Below are 15,925 nucleotides of genomic sequence, written 5' to 3'. Positions count from 1 at the left end.
ACGGGGTCGCCGTCGGTCGGCCAGCCGATTGCCCCTATTCGCTATAGTGTGAATCCGTGAGTACATCCTCGAAGCCACGTAAATTCACTGCTCCTAAAGGCGTTCCTGATTATGTTCCGCCGAATTCTCACGAGTTCAACGCTGTTCGCTCGACTTTCCATCATTGCGCGACGGTAGCTGGGTATGAGCCGGTTGAGCTTCCAATCTTCGAGGACACTTCACTCTTTGCTCGGGGAGTTGGGGAGTCCAGCGACGTCGTCACGAAAGAGATGTACACGTTCGAAGACCGGGGCGGACGTTCGATGACGCTCCGTCCCGAAGGCACAGCTGGTGTGATGCGGGCGGTCATTGAGCACGGACTTGATCGTGGTCAGCTCCCCGCGAAGCTGGTGTATGCAGGACCGTGCTTCCGCTATGAGCGGCCACAGGCCGGCCGGTATCGTCAGTTCCAGCAAGTCGGTGTTGAGGCCATTGGTATTGATGATCCCGCCCTCGACGCCGAGGTCATTGCGCTTGCGTATCGGTGTTTTACTTCTTTGGGACTGACGGGATTCCGGCTGGAGTTGACGTCATTGGGGGATTCCACTTGCCGTCCTGTATACCGGGAGAAACTGCAGGCTTTCCTGACGTCGCTACCTCTGGATGAAGAGACACAGCACCGTGCGCAGATTAATCCGCTCCGGGTTCTGGATGACAAGCGTCCAGAAGTTAAGGAAATGACGGCCGACGCACCGCTCATGCTTGATTATCTTTCCGACGAAGCTCGCGCACATTTCGAGACGGTCACCGGAATTTTGGATGACCTGTCGGTTCCGTACACGATCAATCCGCGTATGGTGCGTGGCCTGGACTATTACACGAAGACATGCTTCGAATTTGTCCACGATGACCTCGGTGCCCAGTCTGGTATCGGCGGGGGAGGCCGGTACGACGGTCTGATGGCTGAACTCGGTGGCCGTGACCTCTCTGGTGTGGGCTTCGGACTCGGCGTGGAGCGCGCACTTCTCGCCTTGGAAACTGAGAAGAAGACGGTGACCGACGGGAGCCGAGTGGACGTGTACGGGGTGGCCATGGGGGAGGAGGCGCACCGACGCATGCCCGTCATCATTAATGATCTCCGTCAATCCGGAGTGCGCGCGGACATGTCCTATGGGCACCGTGGGCTCAAAGGTTCGATGAAAGCCGCTGACCGCGCAGGTGCGCGTTTTGCCCTGGTCATTGGGGAAGATGAGCTAGCCAAATCCATCGTGCAGGTCAAGGACCTACACGAAGGCGAACAAACTGCCGTCCCCCTTGATCAGGTCGTCCAGGAAATTCGTGGTCGGTTATCGGCGTAGATAGTGGTACATGCCCCCGGGGTTCATGATTGAATCCGGGTCAACCGCCTGTTTGATAGCGAGGTGCAGGTTTTGCGCTCCCTCATCTAATTCATGGGGGAGCCACTTGCTTTTAAGATCCCCGACGCCATGTTCACCCGTAATCGTGCCTCCAAGGGATAACCCGAGGTGGATAATCTGCTCAAACGCATCTTGGGCACGAGCGCAGGATTCCTGATCATCGGCGTCGAAGAATAAGGCCGGGTGCGTATTTCCGTCGCCGGCATGTGCAATGGCCGCAATGACGACCCCGGTGTTTTTCCGAATCGCGGCCAAACCATCGAAGAAATCCGCCATGGAGGAGCGAGGAATACATATATCCTCAATCAGTTGTCCGCCGCCGTGATTCCGCTGGTACAGCTCGTTGGCCGGATGAACCATTCGTCGAGCAGCAACAAGAGCATCGTTGTCTGCGGGGTTATCCGAAAACGCAATGTCGATGGCATTGTGTTTGTCCGCAATCGTTGTGAATTCTTCGGTGTCTTCCTTCGCCGTCGTCGAATCAGACTGCATGATCAGCATGGCGCCGACATTTTCGTCGAGACCGAAATCCCCGAGCTCATTGAGCATAGAAATGGTGAGACCGTCGAGCATCTCAAACATGGACGGGCGGTACCCAGCCCCCATGTAGGTGGCAACCGTTTCTGCAGCGTCGCGCTCCGAGGCGAATGTGGCCACTGCGGTCAAGGGAGTAGGTGGTAGGGGGATTAGTCGAAGGGTGGCCTCGACGATGACTCCGAGGGTTCCTTCTGAACCGACGAAAAGCTGAGCGAGCTCCAGGCCGGCAACGCCTTTCGCAGTTTTGTGGCCAACTCGAGTCAGAGTTCCGTCGGGAAGGACAACTTTGAGTTCACGCACGAAATCTCGTGTGACTCCGTATTTGACGCAGCACATTCCACCCGCATTGGTCGCAATATTTCCGCCGATGGTGGACATTCCCACCGATCCCGGATCGGGTGGATACAGTAGCCCGTGCGGCCGGAGCGCATCTTTAAGGTCCTGGTTAACAATGCCAGGCTCTACCGTGACTGTCTGGTTGAGTTCACTAATTTCGAGGATGCGATCCATCGACTTCACTGAGAGCAGAATGCAGTTTTCTTTAGCATTAGCCCCTCCGGTTAAGCCAGTTCGGGCTCCTTGAGGCACGACGGGGATGCCGTGTTCGTATGCGAATCGGACGACAGCTTGGACGTCGGCGATGCTCCTGGCTCTCACAAGGGCCAAGGCGCGACCACTTGTCGGTTGGGGAGCCTCGTCGTGGGAATGCGCAGCGATAACATCGTCGTCAAAGGTAATCGTGCCGTCAAAATCGTCGACAAGGATGGCAAGTTCGCGAGCCAACCTATCGCGACCTGATTCTGGTGAATCTGAGTCAGCCGACGAGTGCGGGGTCGGGACACGGACGGGCATAGTGAACTCCTAAGGATTAATAAATCAGTATTCGACGGTAGTTGAGGGCATAAAAGCAGCCACCGTGTTATTCGTTAAACGATTGTTTACACGCGCTCATCGTGCCGTTCTTATACCCCTTGAGGAAAGAACTTTTACGCTCTTCCGATGATCCGTGTGTCCACTGGTCTGGGTTGACGGACTGGCCTGATTGTTTCTGGATGGCGTCGTCGCCAATGGCTTGGGCCGTAGTGACTGCTTGCTGGACTTGGTCATCGCTGAGTGGTTCAAGGATCGCGTCATCGCCTTGAGCAGCATGGTTCGCCCATATTCCGGCGTAACAATCCGCCTGAAGCTCCATCTTGACAGCGTTGGAGTCTTCTCCGGGGTTGTTGTAGTCGCTCAATCCCAGCGTGCCCTGAAGGTTTTGGATATGGTGCCCAAATTCATGGGCAACGACGTACTCCTGCGCGAAAGGCCCGTTGGAGCCGCCCATGTCTTTCAGCTGTTGGAAGAATGACGTATCAAAATAGGCTGTGGAGTCTGACGGGCAGTAGAACGGGCCGGTTGAGGAGCTAGCCTGCCCGCACCCCGTCGAGGTTGACCCAGAAAATAGGGTTAAGCCCGGCTTGGTGTAGTCGATATTTGCCTGTTCGGGCAAAATCCTGCTCCAAACCCGGTCCAGGGAAATGCCTGTGTACTCGACGCGGCAGTGATCATATTTGTTCGCGTCAGCACCAGATTTACATTCCTCGCGGTTCGCTTGGTCATGTCCACCCCCACCACTGCTATTAATGAGATCAGCCGGATTTCCACCAAGTAGGAGGTATAAGCCGACTATAACGATGGAGCCTATGCCACCACCTGCAGCGATCCGTCCACCACCGTGGGAAGCGCGCGAGCCCGAGGCCTGAAAATCATTCTTAAACGTCACATCTCATATTCTGCCAAATGCTGCACAGAAGTAGAGAGCCGGACGCCAAATAGGATCGGGTATCGGGTAGAGTGAGGGGCCGAGTGTGCCAACAACCGTTTATAGGTGGTATCGCCTCACTCTAGTGATAGATCTCTCAGGATATTTTGGAAGGACTGCCCTGTGCATCGCACACACCTTGCCGGTGAACTTCGTTCTCACCATGTAGGCCAGACCGTGACATTGAGTGGTTGGGTCGCTCGCCGTCGTGATCACGGTGGCGTGATTTTCATTGACTTACGCGATCGATCGGGTCTGGCGCAGGTTGTTTTCCGCGATTCTGATGTTGCTGCACAGGCGCACCACCTTCGCAGCGAGTACTGCATCCGGGTGACGGGTGTCGTCGACGCTCGTCCCGAGGGCTCCGAGAATCCTAACCTGGACTCTGGCGCCATCGAGTTAAACGTCAATGAGTTGACCATTTTGAACGCGTCGGAGGCTTTGCCTTTCCAGATTGATGATCAGTCATCGTCCGGAGAGGTTGGTGAGGAAACTCGCCTCAAATACCGCTACCTGGATCTTCGACGGAAAACCCAGCATGATGCCTTGGTTCTCCGTTCGAATGTCAACCAGGCTGCGAGGTCAGTGCTCCTGAAGCACGACTTCCATGAAATCGAAACTCCTACGTTGACGCGGTCGACGCCGGAAGGTGCTCGTGACTTCCTCGTTCCGGCTCGTTTACGTCCGGGCTCGTTCTATGCTCTTCCGCAGTCTCCTCAGCTGTTTAAGCAGCTGCTGATGGTTGGCGGCATGGAACGGTATTTCCAGATTGCACGCTGCTACCGCGACGAAGATTTCCGCGCTGATCGTCAGCCTGAGTTCACGCAGCTCGACGTCGAGATGAGCTTCGTCGACCAAGACGATGTCATTAGCGTCGCCGAGGAAATCCTCACCGCCATTTGGAAAGAGATCGGGTACGACATTCCGACTCCGATCCCCCGCATGACCTACGCCGACGCCATGAAGTACTACGGGTCGGACAAGCCTGACCTCCGGTTCGACATCAAGATTGTTGAGTGCACGGAGTTCTTCGCTAACACCACATTCCGTGTCTTCCAGAACCCCTACGTTGGCGCAATCGTCATGGAGGGCGGAGCCTCCCAGCCGCGACGTCAGCTGGACGCCTGGCAGGACTGGGCAAAGCAGCGCGGCGCCAAAGGCTTGGCTTATATTCTCGTTGGCGACGACGGCCAACTCTCCGGCCCCGTCGCAAAGAACATTACCGACGCTGAACGCGAAGGTATCGCTGACCATGTCGGAGCCAAGCCTGGCGATTGCATTTTCTTCGCGGCCGGAGATGCTAAATCATCTCGTGCTTTGTTAGGCGCAGCCCGCGGTGAAGTTGCCCGGAAGCTGGGTCTCATTAAGGAAGGCGATTGGGCATTTACCTGGGTTGTTGATGCTCCGCTCTTTGAGCCGGCAGCTGACGCGACGGCAGAGGGCGACGTGGCCTTAGGACACTCCGCATGGACCGCCGTCCACCACGCCTTCACGTCCCCGAAGCCAGAGTGCATGGACTCCTTCGATAAAGATCCTGGGTCTGCACTGTCCTACGCCTACGACATCGTGTGCAACGGAAACGAGATCGGTGGCGGCTCAATCCGTATTCACCGCTCGGACGTGCAGCAGCGTGTGTTCAATGTCATGGGTATTTCGGACGAAGAAGCACAGGAGAAGTTCGGATTCCTCCTTGAGGCAATGAAGTTCGGTGCACCGCCGCACGGTGGTATCGCCTTCGGATGGGACCGTATAGTCTCCCTGTTGGGTGGCTTCGAGTCCATTCGCGATGTCATTGCATTCCCGAAGTCCGGTGGTGGCGTCGATCCTCTCACTGATGCACCAGCGCCCATCACTCCTGAGCAGCGCAAAGAATCAGGCATCGACGCTAAACCGAAGAAGAAAGAAACGAAGAACTGATTTTCCATGCGAACAGCGTTTCGGCGGGTTTACTGTACGTGATGGAACGGGAATGTCCCGGCGTAGACAAGGAGTAGTGGCACACAGTGCTATCCACTGATGCGGTCATGAGCGCAGCCTCTGACTTATTGGGTAACAGGCTTGGCGGCCAACCCCACCTATCCGATCCAGAGGATCTAGGAGGGTCAGGGTCTGCGTTAGTCTTGCGTGCGCGCGTCGCCACTAACCCGTTCTTGCATGAACGAACAGTGATCATTAAGCAACTGCCGCCAGAGTCGCTGAGCGGCCCTGATCCAGCACTCATTCGTGAGATCGTCGCCTATCAATTCACCAATTCGCTGGCGAACGAATCTCGCCCTGGTCCGGTCATGTTGGCATATGACCTGGATAAACGGTTGATGGTCACTACAGACGCTGGTTCCGTCGACAATCTGATCGAGGTGTGGAACACCAGCTCTGACGACGATAAAGCGAAGTTGGTGAGGCGGCTCGGCACATCCTTGGGACGCATGCATCGTGCAACCGCTGGAGCCGAAGACGATTTCGCAACGCTACTCCGCCGCATGATGTCCCGAGCAAAAGCCGGCCGTGAGTTAGTCGTCGCTCGTGGACGTGTTCTTACTGACGCGATTGACTACGGATTAAGCATGGTGGGAAAGCTCGGCGTTTCTGTTCCGGCCGAGGTGTCAGACTTTGCTGCCGATTCATCACGACGGTTGGCGTCGGGGCAGCACAGGGCCTTTACTCCCTTCGACCTTTCACCCGACAACATTCTGTGTGGTAACCACAGGATCACGTATCTCGACTTTGAGTGGGCCGGATTCCGCGATGTCACCTTCGACGTTGCGTGCGTTATCGCTGGCTTCCCTCAATACGCCGAGGGGACTGCTCTTAACGGAGAACTCAGCCGTAAGTTCGTTGATGCGTGGCGTCACGAAGTGAGCGGAATGTGGCCTAATGTCCTCAACGATGAACGCTTGCGGGCGAGAATAGTCACCGCCCTGGTTGGGTGGTCGCTTCTGTCACTAGCCATCTTGGAAGCTGGAGGGCTCACCGCGCTGATCGATAAGGTACGGTTCACCACTGATAGCGGCGAAGACAACGCATCTGCCGGTGGAACCGTCGGCACGAAGGACTCTGGGGATTCGGATCTGGACCGGTCCATTGACTTTAGGGGACAGCATATCCTCCATGGTCGCGCGCGAACGCGAGATCAATTAATCATTCGTCGCGACATTATTCAGACGTTCGAAGCTCTCGGAGCTTTAGCCGAGCGCGGCCAGGATCCCAGATTCCCCGCAGTCTCAGCGTTCAGTCGAGAGGTCTGTACGGCAGTGAAAAATCTGGAGCGCTCCGGCTCGTAACTTATGAGGAACCCCATATATGACGGATGATGACACGAACTCGGGTCAGTCCGGATTGTTCGGCAACCCGCTCGAGACTTCTTCTTCCTCAACGGATTCGTCGGCGGACTATTTTCATCCCGGGTCGTCGGCGCCTCTAGCAGTGCGTATGCGGCCGCGTAACTTGGATGAGGTGGTCGGCCAAGAGCACGTTCTTGGGCAGGGTTCGCCATTACGCCGCCTCGTCGAAGGGGCAGGGGATTCGTCGGTGATCCTCTTTGGACCACCGGGGACCGGTAAAACGACGATCGCGTCCCTTGTTTCCTCCACGACGGGGCGTCGCTTCCGGGTGCTCTCCGCTCTGAGTTCTGGAGTCAAAGAGATTCGGAGCGTTCTCAAGGAGGCTCGTCAAGCCCTTATCGACGGCGTCCAGACCGTCCTTTTTATTGACGAGGTCCATAGGTTTTCGAAAACCCAGCAGGATGCGCTTCTCGCGGCCGTCGAAAACCGAACCGTGCTGCTTGTTGCTGCGACAACTGAGAACCCGAATTTCGCAGTCGTCGGGCCATTGCTCTCACGGTCATTACTTGTTCAGCTGGAGCCCCTGGATGACGAGGCTATACGCACGGTCATTCAACGCTCTATCTCATCACAGCGAGGGCTCGCTGGAAGAATTCGTATCGACGACGACGCTGTGAACTCGATTGTCGCGATGGCAGGCGGCGACGCTCGACGTGCGCTGACCTATGTGGAGGCGTCAGCACAGTCACTGGACGATGGCGAGACCATAACGCCGGAGATCGTCGCCAATAATGTTGATCGCGCGCTGGTGAAATATGACCGTGATGGTGACCAACACTATGACGTGATTAGTGCCTTCATTAAGTCAATTCGTGGATCTGACGTTGATGCTGCTTTGCACTATCTGGCGCGGATGGTGGAAGCGGGGGAGGACCCACGGTTTATAGCGCGCCGGCTCGTCATTCTTGCGAGTGAAGATATCGGGATGGCGGACACCAGTGCCCTTCAGACTGCCGTCGCGGCGATGCACGCGGTATCAATGATCGGCATGCCTGAAGCGCGTATCACGCTTGCCCAAGCGACCATCCACCTTGCTACCGCTGCGAAATCAAATGCGGTGATTGTGGCCATTGACTCAGCGATCAAGGATGTCAGGAAGGGGAAGGCTGGAGCGATCCCCCGACACTTGCGTGATGGTCATTATGAGGGTGCGAAGCGTATCGGTAGCGCTGTTGGGTATGTGTATCCGCATGATGATCCTCGTGGCGTGGTCACACAGCAATATCCGCCGGATGAGGTGGTAGACCAGCACTATTACGTGCCTACTGCACATGGCGAAGAGCGAGCCTTACAATCGCGTCTCGAGGCCATCGAAAAAATTGTGAGAGGAAAAAATTCGTAACTGTTGAATTTTTCGACGCACGAAAAATTCATTTACTGTTCTTTTTCGATACTCTGCAGAATGCTTTGCTGGGGCCTATAGTGGTCACTACGTACTTCTAACGATTGATGGCCATTGCGAAGGCCTGGCCATCGAGGAGTTGACCACAGCATGGCGGAATTTATTTCTGCGCGGTGGCAAGACATTCTTTTCCGGTGCTACCAACATGGAAGTCTCGTTATCCAGTCGCTGATTATCGCTTCCATTATCGCTTTAATTTTGGCAGTTATTGTCACGTCTTTCCGCACACTAGCGCCTATTGCCAATGCTATTTCTGCTATCGGGCTCACAATTCCATCATTCGCTCTTTTGGGAATGCTAATTCCAATAGTTGGAATTGGGACTCTACCGTCTATCGTCGTCGTGTGTTTTTATGCCGCGTTACCGATTCTTCGAAATGCGGTGGTCGGTTTAGATGGAGTTAGTCCGACGTTAGTTGAGGCTGCCCGCGGGCAAGGTATGAGCTCATTTGGAATTTTAACCAAAGTAAAGTTACCTATCGCCTGGCCAGTCATTATGACGGGTATTCGTGTGTCGGCTCAAATGTCCATGGGGGTGGCCGCTATTGCTGCCTATGCACTAGGGCCTGGTCTTGGTGGCTATATCTACACCGGATTGAGCCAAATTGGCGGCGCGAACGCTGTGAACTACGCGGTAGTCGGAACAGTCGGCGTTGTTATCGTCGCACTCATTGTTGATTTTGCGCTTATTGGATTCGGCCGGCTCACAATCCCGCAAGGCTTGAGAAGGTAAAAATGTCATCATTAAATACCCATCATCACCGGACCCAGGACTCGGGACACACGAGACAAGGATCAAACCCTGTCGGCGAAACCTCAGGCCGATCAGGCGTCGATATTGTGCTCGACGGCGTACAGAAAAAATTCCCGGGCCAAGAGACGCCGGCTGTCACGCATTTAGATCTCACGATTAAAGCCGGTAATACCGTCATGTTCGTCGGGCCGTCGGGTTGTGGGAAAACCACTTCTCTCAAAATGATTAACCGGCTTATTGAACCGACGTCGGGGCATATTTTTATCGACGGTGATGATGTGACCAAGAAAAATGCCACCGAGCTTCGACGAAAAATTGGTTACGTTATTCAGGGCGGAAGTCTTCTCCCACACCTCACAGTGGGGGATAACGTCGGGCTTGTTCCTGGACTTTTGAAGTGGAAAAAGAGTGATATCAGCGCTCGAACGGACGAGCTTTTAGACATGGTGGGCCTCGACCCATCGGTCTATCGGGACCGTTACCCGCGTGAACTCTCTGGTGGCCAGCAACAACGTGTGGGCGTTGCTCGTGGTCTCGCCGCTGATCCTCCGGTCATTTTGATGGATGAGCCTTTTGGGGCCGTGGATCCGATCACGCGAAACCACCTGCAAGATGAGCTTCTTTCTATTCAAGAAGATCTTCACAAAACGATCATCTGCGTGTCCCATGACATTGATGAAGCAATCAAACTAGGCGACAAAATCGTTATCTTTAACGTTGGTGGGGTTGTTGAGCAATATGACACGCCCCACAATATTTTGGCATCCCCGGCTAATGATTTTGTCGCTGATTTCGTAGGATCAGGATCTCGTTTGAAGCAGTTAGCGCTTCTTAGGGTATCGGATATGCAACTCGATCAACCGCCAATATGCCACATAGGTGATCGAGTCGATGAGGTTACCGAACGGGTAATGCGCGCTGGAGAGAATTCTGTCGTCATTCTCGACGAACGCGGAAGGCCCAAAGACTGGGTTTATCTCGACGGTATTTCACGGTTTGACTACGTGCCGACGCCAACGGTGAAACTTCAAACCGTCGTGGACCTCCGATCTACGCTCAACAATGCCTTGGACTCCATGCTGTCCTCGAGCCATGGGGGTGCGATGGTGACAGATCGCGACCGGTACGTCGGCACTATTAACTACGACAAAGTTAATCAGTATGTCCACCAGCAAACACGACCGGATCACGAGGCAAAACCCATCCTCTGGAACTCGGGCACGGAACGTGATGTCGATGTCTAAAGTGACGGACCAACAAGACTTGTCCACGGCACGAAGCCGTCAACCAGAGCAACCGCACAATACCCATCGCGCACCACGTCGTGGGCTCTCCAGCAAGATGCGCAATCTGCAGATGACTAAGGAGGATAAGCTCCTTGTCTTTGGGACGCCCATCCTTATCCTCGTGGTGTTCGGGGCCTGGTTCATATGGCGGACGACCGCAACGCTGACGGATGTGGAAATGCGGCAATTGGCGTGGTCAGTGATTGGCCGTCGAACTCTTGAGCATCTTCGCATCGTCGTAATCTCGGCGATTATTGTGCTCGCTGTGGGTCTGCCTCTGGGGATTGTGCTCACACGACAACGCATGAAGTTTTTAGTTCCCATCGTCACCGGGATTGGTAATGCGGGGCAATCGGCGCCTGTTATCGGTGTGATCGTGTTCCTGGCGATGTGGTTGGGCTTCGGCACTCCAGTCGCTATCTTGTCCCTATCTTTGTATGCATTTCTCCCCGTATTGGCGAATACCATCGCCGGACTCCAGGGCGTCGACAAAGAACTTATTGAAAGCGCTCGGGGCATGGGAATGACGCCGTGGCAAATACTGTGGCGCATCGAAATTCCTCTGGCGTCCTCTGTCATTCTTAATGGTGTTCGCACTGCATTGGTCTTATTAGTAGGTGTCGGAGCCTTCGCTACCTTTATTGACGCTGGTGGGCTCGGTGCTCTGATTCAATCAGGAATCGTCTTATTCCGTTACCGCGTCTTGGTTTCCGGAGCAATACTCGTCGCATTGTTGGCATTGTTTGTGGATTGGATCGGCCGAATAGTTGAGATAGCAGTGACTCCGAAGGGAATATCATGAGATCCGGTTCACACAACCGTTCAAAGAACTTCGGTGTACATCCATCTAGCACAAGAACCCCGGACGGCGGAAGATGGCCGGTTAAAGGTGAGCGCGTTACTTACTCAGTGGGGAGGGCCGCGTACACGATCGTTGCTTCCGTGTTATCGGTGTTCTTAATCGGTTCGCTAACTGCGTGCGGATTGGGCACGTCGGGAGGTTTTACCCACAATGGTGAGCTAGCGGGTCCCGTCGAGGGGAAGTCTGTTGATGGAGCCCATGTCGCCGTGGGATCCAAAAACTTCACTGAGCAAATTGTATTGGGGAAAATTGCGGTCACACTTCTTAAATCTGCGGGTGCCCATGTTGACGATCTGACCAATATTCCGGGATCAAATAGTGCTCGATCTGCGATGCTTCGCGGAAATATTGACATGCAGTGGGAATACACGGGCACAGGATGGATCTCGTATCTCGGTCACGATGATCCTATTGAGGATAGCCACCAGCAGTACATTGCCGTTCGTGATGCTGATAGAAAGAACGGCTTAACTTGGTTACCGCCAGCTCCTATGAACAATACGTATGGGTTAGCAATACGGCAGGGGAAAGCTAAGCAGCTCAATATCACGAAGATTTCTCAGCTGAAGGATCTTCCGCTGAACGAAAGAACGTTCTGCCTCGAGGCGGAATTTGCCAATCGTAATGATGGTTTCCAGCCGATGCTCGCGAAATACGGGATTCCTCCAGTACCCTCGTCCAACATTTCATTGATGGATACAGGCGCTATTTATTCCGCAACTGATCGTGGGGGATGCAACTTTGGTGAAGTCTTCACAACGGATGGTCGTATTAAAGCGCTGAACTTGCGAACTCTGGAAGACGATCAGCATTTCTTCCCCAAGTACAATGTCGCTCCCGTATTCCGCACTGACCTCATCAAGAAGTATCCCCAGCTAGAACCCCTCTTTGAGCCTGTGGCACAAAAACTTACCAATGATGTTCTTCAAGATCTCAACGCGAAAGTCGACGTGGATGGCGATGAGCCCTCTGAGGTAGCGTGGGATTGGCTCCGCGAGGAGGGCTTCGTGAAGTAGACCAAGCGCAAGTTTCCAAACATCCTGCGGGCATTCCGGCTCAGAGATCCGTCGGTTAACGCACTTGGTCTATTCCGTTCTTTATAGTCCGAAGCCCGTTGTCCTTAGTACTGCGGCACGCTGTACTCTGTTGGCTAGACGGTACAGTGTTTACCGACCATTTTGTTAACTTCAGCTCCGCACCTGTCGGTCTACGGTCATCCGAGGATGTTAACCATTAGGCGCTCATGCGCTGCGTGGCTTTCGCCCTCTGGGGGACGTACGCCGGCCGATAGACTGTGGGGCTTCACCATGTATAAAGCGAGGTTCGTTCGTGTACACACACGAGATCAGGGAACGGTTCACGGAACACTTTGTTAAAGCTGGGCACACGTCCGTCCCCAGCGCGTCGCTGATCCTGGACGATCCGAACCTGCTCTTTGTTAACGCGGGAATGGTTCCCTTCAAGCCGTACTTCTTGGGTCAACAAACCCCTCCGTTTAACAGGGCTACCTCCATCCAGAAATGTGTTCGCACATTGGATATCGACGAAGTTGGTATCACGACACGTCACAACACGTTTTTCCAGATGGCGGGCAATTTCTCCTTCGGCAATTACTTCAAGGAAGGCGCAATTACCCACGCCTGGGAGCTGCTCACCAGTTCAGTTGACGACGGGGGGTTCGGCCTTGATCCTGATCGGTTGTGGGTCACTATCTATCAGGATGACGACGAAGCCGGCGACATTTGGCACGACAAGATAGGTATTCCGCGTGAGCGCATCCAGCGCCTGGGTATGGCGGATAACTATTGGTCGATGGGTATCCCCGGACCTTGTGGCCCCAGCTCCGAAATCTATTACGACCGCGGACCGGAATACGGTAAAGAAGGCGGTCCTGTTGTCGATGACACTCGCTACATCGAAATCTGGAACCTCGTGTTCATGGAAAAAGAGCGCGGCGAGGGGACCGGCAAAGAGAATTTCGAAATTCTGGGGCCGCTCCCGAAGAAAAACATTGATACCGGTTTAGGTATCGAGCGAGTCGCCTGCATCCTGCAGGGCGTTGATAACGTCTACGAGACCGACCTTCTTCGCCCAGTTATTGATGTTGCTGAAGAACTGACGGGAGCTCGCTACGGGGCACGTCACGCAGATGATGTCCGATTCCGAGTTATAGCCGATCACTGCCGTACCGCATTGATGCTCATTCTCGATGGCGTTGCCCCCAGTAACGAGGGACGCGGCTACATTTTGCGACGCCTCCTGCGGCGAATCGTTCGGTCTGCTCGTCTTTTGGGCGCGACGCACGAAACCATGGAGCGGTTTATGGAAACCGTCCGTCGCACCATGACCCCGTCGTACCCTGAGATCGAAGACAGCTGGGAGCGCATTCGGTCAACCGCTGTAGCCGAGGAACGCGCATTCTTGGCGACGCTGGAATCGGGCGAAAAGCTCTTCACGACCATCGCGCAGGACCTCAAAGCCCGAGGTGAATCTGTTTTCCCCGGTTCCGACGCCTTTATCCTGCACGATACGCACGGTTTCCCCGTCGACCTGACTGCCGAAATGGCTAACGAACAAGGGCTGACCTTGGATCGTGACGCCTTTGATCGTCACATGCAGGACCAGAAGGCCCGGGCTAAGGCCGATAACCGTGCGAAGAAACATGGACACGCGAACCTGTCGGTGTATCGCCCCTTCGTCGATAATCATGCGACGGTCTTTACCGGCTATGACACCCTGGAAGATGAGGGAATCATCTTGGGGATGGTGTCCAATGGTCAGCTCGTTGAAAAAGCAACTGAGGGTGACCACGTCGATGTCATTCTTGATCGCACTCCCTTCTATGCAGAGTCCGGCGGGCAAATGGCCGATCACGGAGAACTATCGACGGCCGGTGCCCGCTTGAAGGTCAACGATGTGCAGAAGATCGGCAAGAAACTGTGGGTGCATAAGACCGAAGTAAGCGGTGGCGAGATCGCCGTCGGAATGAAAGTGATGGGCAAAGTTGACCCCCAGTGGCGGCACGCTGCACGCCAAGCCCATTCGGGTACGCACCTGATTCACGCTGCGCTGCGGCAGGTGTTGGGGCCGACAGCGGTCCAGGCAGGGTCTATGAACAAGCCTGGCTACTTGCGGTTCGATTTCAATTTCAATCGTCCTCTTACCGATGGCCAGTTGAAAGATATTCAGGACATCGCCAATTCCGCGGTGGACGCTGACTACACCGTCAACACCATCGAGACCTCCCTCGACGAGGCAAAGAAGATGGGGGCTCTGGCGCTCTTCGGTCAAAGCTACGGTGACTGGGTTCGCGTCGTCGAAATTGGTGGCCCGTTCTCTATGGAACTCTGCGGTGGCACGCACGTTGACCACGCATCACAGGTTGGCCCCATCGCTGTTCTGGGCGAATCGTCGGTGGGATCCGGTGCGCGCCGCATTGAGGCCTATACAGGTATGGATTCATTCCGTTACCTGGCTCAGCAGCAGTCGACGCTGACCACAGTGGCGACGTCGCTCAAGGCACCGGCCGATGACGTTCCTGAGCGCGTCGACCAGTTAGCTGCTCGCCTTCACGACGCTGAACGCGCTGTTGCACGTGCCCACCAGCAGGCTCTCCAATCTAAGGCGGACGAGTTCGTGGCTCATGCCCAGCGTCTCAACAACGTGACGGTGGTAGCGGAGAGCGTGTCGGACGTGGAGGCCAAGGATTTGCGTCCGATGGCGCTAGACGTCCGAAACCGGTTAGGCAATGAGCCTGCAGTCGTCATTTTGATCAGTTCTACTGGCGATAAAGTGCCCTTCGTCGTGTCAGCGAACGAACAGGCAACCGGTAACGGGATCAACGCGAACTCGCTCGTGAAAACGATCGGCCAATCAGTCAATGGTCGCGGCGGCGGAAAACCCGATATGGCCCAGGGCTCGGGTAGTGACGCCACCGGCATCTCGCACGCACTGGATGCCGTCCTCGATGACCTTAAGAAGCAGGGATAATTTATTGGTGAAAAACATTGTCCCTGACCGTCCAGGAGAGGATGATCCTGGCCTCGGTCGTCGCTTGGGTTTGGACGTCGGCACGGTCCGTATTGGCGTTGCTGTGAGTGATCCCGATGGCATTCTTGCCACGCCGGTCTCTACCGTCGCGCGAACGACGAAAAGGCGTGGGCCCGATGGCGAAGACATTGATTCCATCGTTCAGCTCGCGCACGACTACTCGGTGGTTGAAGTCATCGTGGGATTGCCAAGGATGTTGGACGGATCCGCCGGCTCATCGGTTAAACACGCTCAGGATGTGGGTTTCCGCGTCCGTCGTCGACTGGAACGCGACGGGGTTGATGTACCGATTCGATATGTCGACGAACGGATGACTACCGTGATGGCCCAATCCAACCTCCATGACGCTGGTATCAGTGTTAAAGAGGGGCGGTCGGTTATCGATCAGGCAGCGGCGGTCGAGATCCTTCAGACCTGGTTAGATCAGCGTCCGAGACGTTAGCGGAATGGCGTTGACCGCCCACCAAAAGTAGCAATTCTTCGACAGTCAGAG

The 15,925-nt window shown here is 55.0% G+C and carries 12 protein-coding genes; 10 read left to right on the top strand and 2 right to left on the bottom strand.

Annotated features, from left to right (window positions below; all coding sequences use genetic code 11):
- Window positions 1-56 precede the first annotated feature (56 nt).
- Window positions 57-1,337 (top strand): histidine--tRNA ligase, encoded by a 1,281-nt coding sequence (gene hisS, locus KCQ76_RS00850; RefSeq protein WP_046202261.1) that lies wholly within the window; start codon window positions 57-59, stop codon window positions 1,335-1,337.
- On the opposite strand, the gene KCQ76_RS00845 is transcribed toward hisS, so the two are convergent.
- Window positions 1,326-2,786, bottom strand: a complete 1,461-nt coding sequence (locus KCQ76_RS00845; protein WP_082089837.1) for an FAD-binding oxidoreductase — start codon at window positions 2,784-2,786, stop codon at window positions 1,326-1,328. The two genes, hisS and KCQ76_RS00845, sit on opposite strands and share 12 nt — an antisense overlap.
- Window positions 2,787-2,853: 67 nt before the next feature.
- Window positions 2,854-3,699: a KPN_02809 family neutral zinc metallopeptidase gene (gene ypfJ / locus KCQ76_RS00840; protein ID WP_012731655.1), complete on the bottom strand. Its 846-nt coding sequence runs from the start codon at window positions 3,697-3,699 to the stop codon at window positions 2,854-2,856.
- A gap of 162 nt (window positions 3,700-3,861) precedes the next feature.
- Between ypfJ and aspS the strand changes: the two genes are divergently transcribed.
- From aspS to ruvX, 9 genes are all read left to right on the top strand, one after another.
- A complete protein-coding gene (gene aspS, locus KCQ76_RS00835) occupies window positions 3,862-5,655 on the top strand; it encodes an aspartate--tRNA ligase (protein ID WP_046202262.1) in 1,794 nt (597 codons plus the stop codon).
- A gap of 86 nt (window positions 5,656-5,741) precedes the next feature.
- Window positions 5,742-7,019 (top strand): phosphotransferase family protein, encoded by a 1,278-nt coding sequence (locus KCQ76_RS00830; RefSeq protein WP_046202263.1) that lies wholly within the window; start codon window positions 5,742-5,744, stop codon window positions 7,017-7,019.
- 19 nt (window positions 7,020-7,038) lie between these two features.
- Window positions 7,039-8,421, top strand: a complete 1,383-nt coding sequence (locus KCQ76_RS00825; protein WP_046202264.1) for a replication-associated recombination protein A — start codon at window positions 7,039-7,041, stop codon at window positions 8,419-8,421.
- A 150-nt stretch (window positions 8,422-8,571) separates the two neighbouring features.
- Complete coding sequence (locus KCQ76_RS00820) at window positions 8,572-9,213, top strand: ABC transporter permease (protein WP_046202265.1); 642 nt, start codon at window positions 8,572-8,574, stop codon at window positions 9,211-9,213.
- Window positions 9,214-9,215: 2 nt separating this feature from the next.
- A complete protein-coding gene (locus KCQ76_RS00815) occupies window positions 9,216-10,478 on the top strand; it encodes an ABC transporter ATP-binding protein (RefSeq protein ID WP_046202266.1) in 1,263 nt (420 codons plus the stop codon).
- Window positions 10,471-11,322: an ABC transporter permease gene (locus KCQ76_RS00810; RefSeq protein ID WP_200895291.1), complete on the top strand. Its 852-nt coding sequence runs from the start codon at window positions 10,471-10,473 to the stop codon at window positions 11,320-11,322. The genes KCQ76_RS00815 and KCQ76_RS00810 overlap by 8 nt, the downstream gene beginning before the upstream one ends.
- Complete coding sequence (locus KCQ76_RS00805) at window positions 11,319-12,398, top strand: glycine betaine ABC transporter substrate-binding protein (protein ID WP_231725283.1); 1,080 nt, start codon at window positions 11,319-11,321, stop codon at window positions 12,396-12,398. Before KCQ76_RS00810 ends, KCQ76_RS00805 begins: the two co-directional genes overlap by 4 nt.
- Before the next feature lie 313 nt (window positions 12,399-12,711).
- Window positions 12,712-15,372 carry an alanine--tRNA ligase gene (alaS, locus tag KCQ76_RS00800; protein ID WP_046202267.1) on the top strand — a complete coding sequence of 887 codons (2,661 nt, stop codon included), beginning with the start codon at window positions 12,712-12,714 and terminating at the stop codon, window positions 15,370-15,372.
- Window positions 15,350-15,874 (top strand): Holliday junction resolvase RuvX, encoded by a 525-nt coding sequence (gene ruvX / locus KCQ76_RS00795; protein ID WP_046202268.1) that lies wholly within the window; start codon window positions 15,350-15,352, stop codon window positions 15,872-15,874. The genes alaS and ruvX overlap by 23 nt, the downstream gene beginning before the upstream one ends.
- Window positions 15,875-15,925 lie beyond the last annotated feature (51 nt).

Origin of the sequence: Corynebacterium parakroppenstedtii (assembly GCF_019754935.1) — a bacterium.
In the GTDB taxonomy this organism is placed as follows: Bacteria; Actinomycetota; Actinomycetes; order Mycobacteriales; family Mycobacteriaceae; genus Corynebacterium; species Corynebacterium parakroppenstedtii.
The sequence above is the reverse complement of the archived record's forward strand: the minus strand, read 5'-3'. Positions and strand labels throughout refer to the sequence as shown.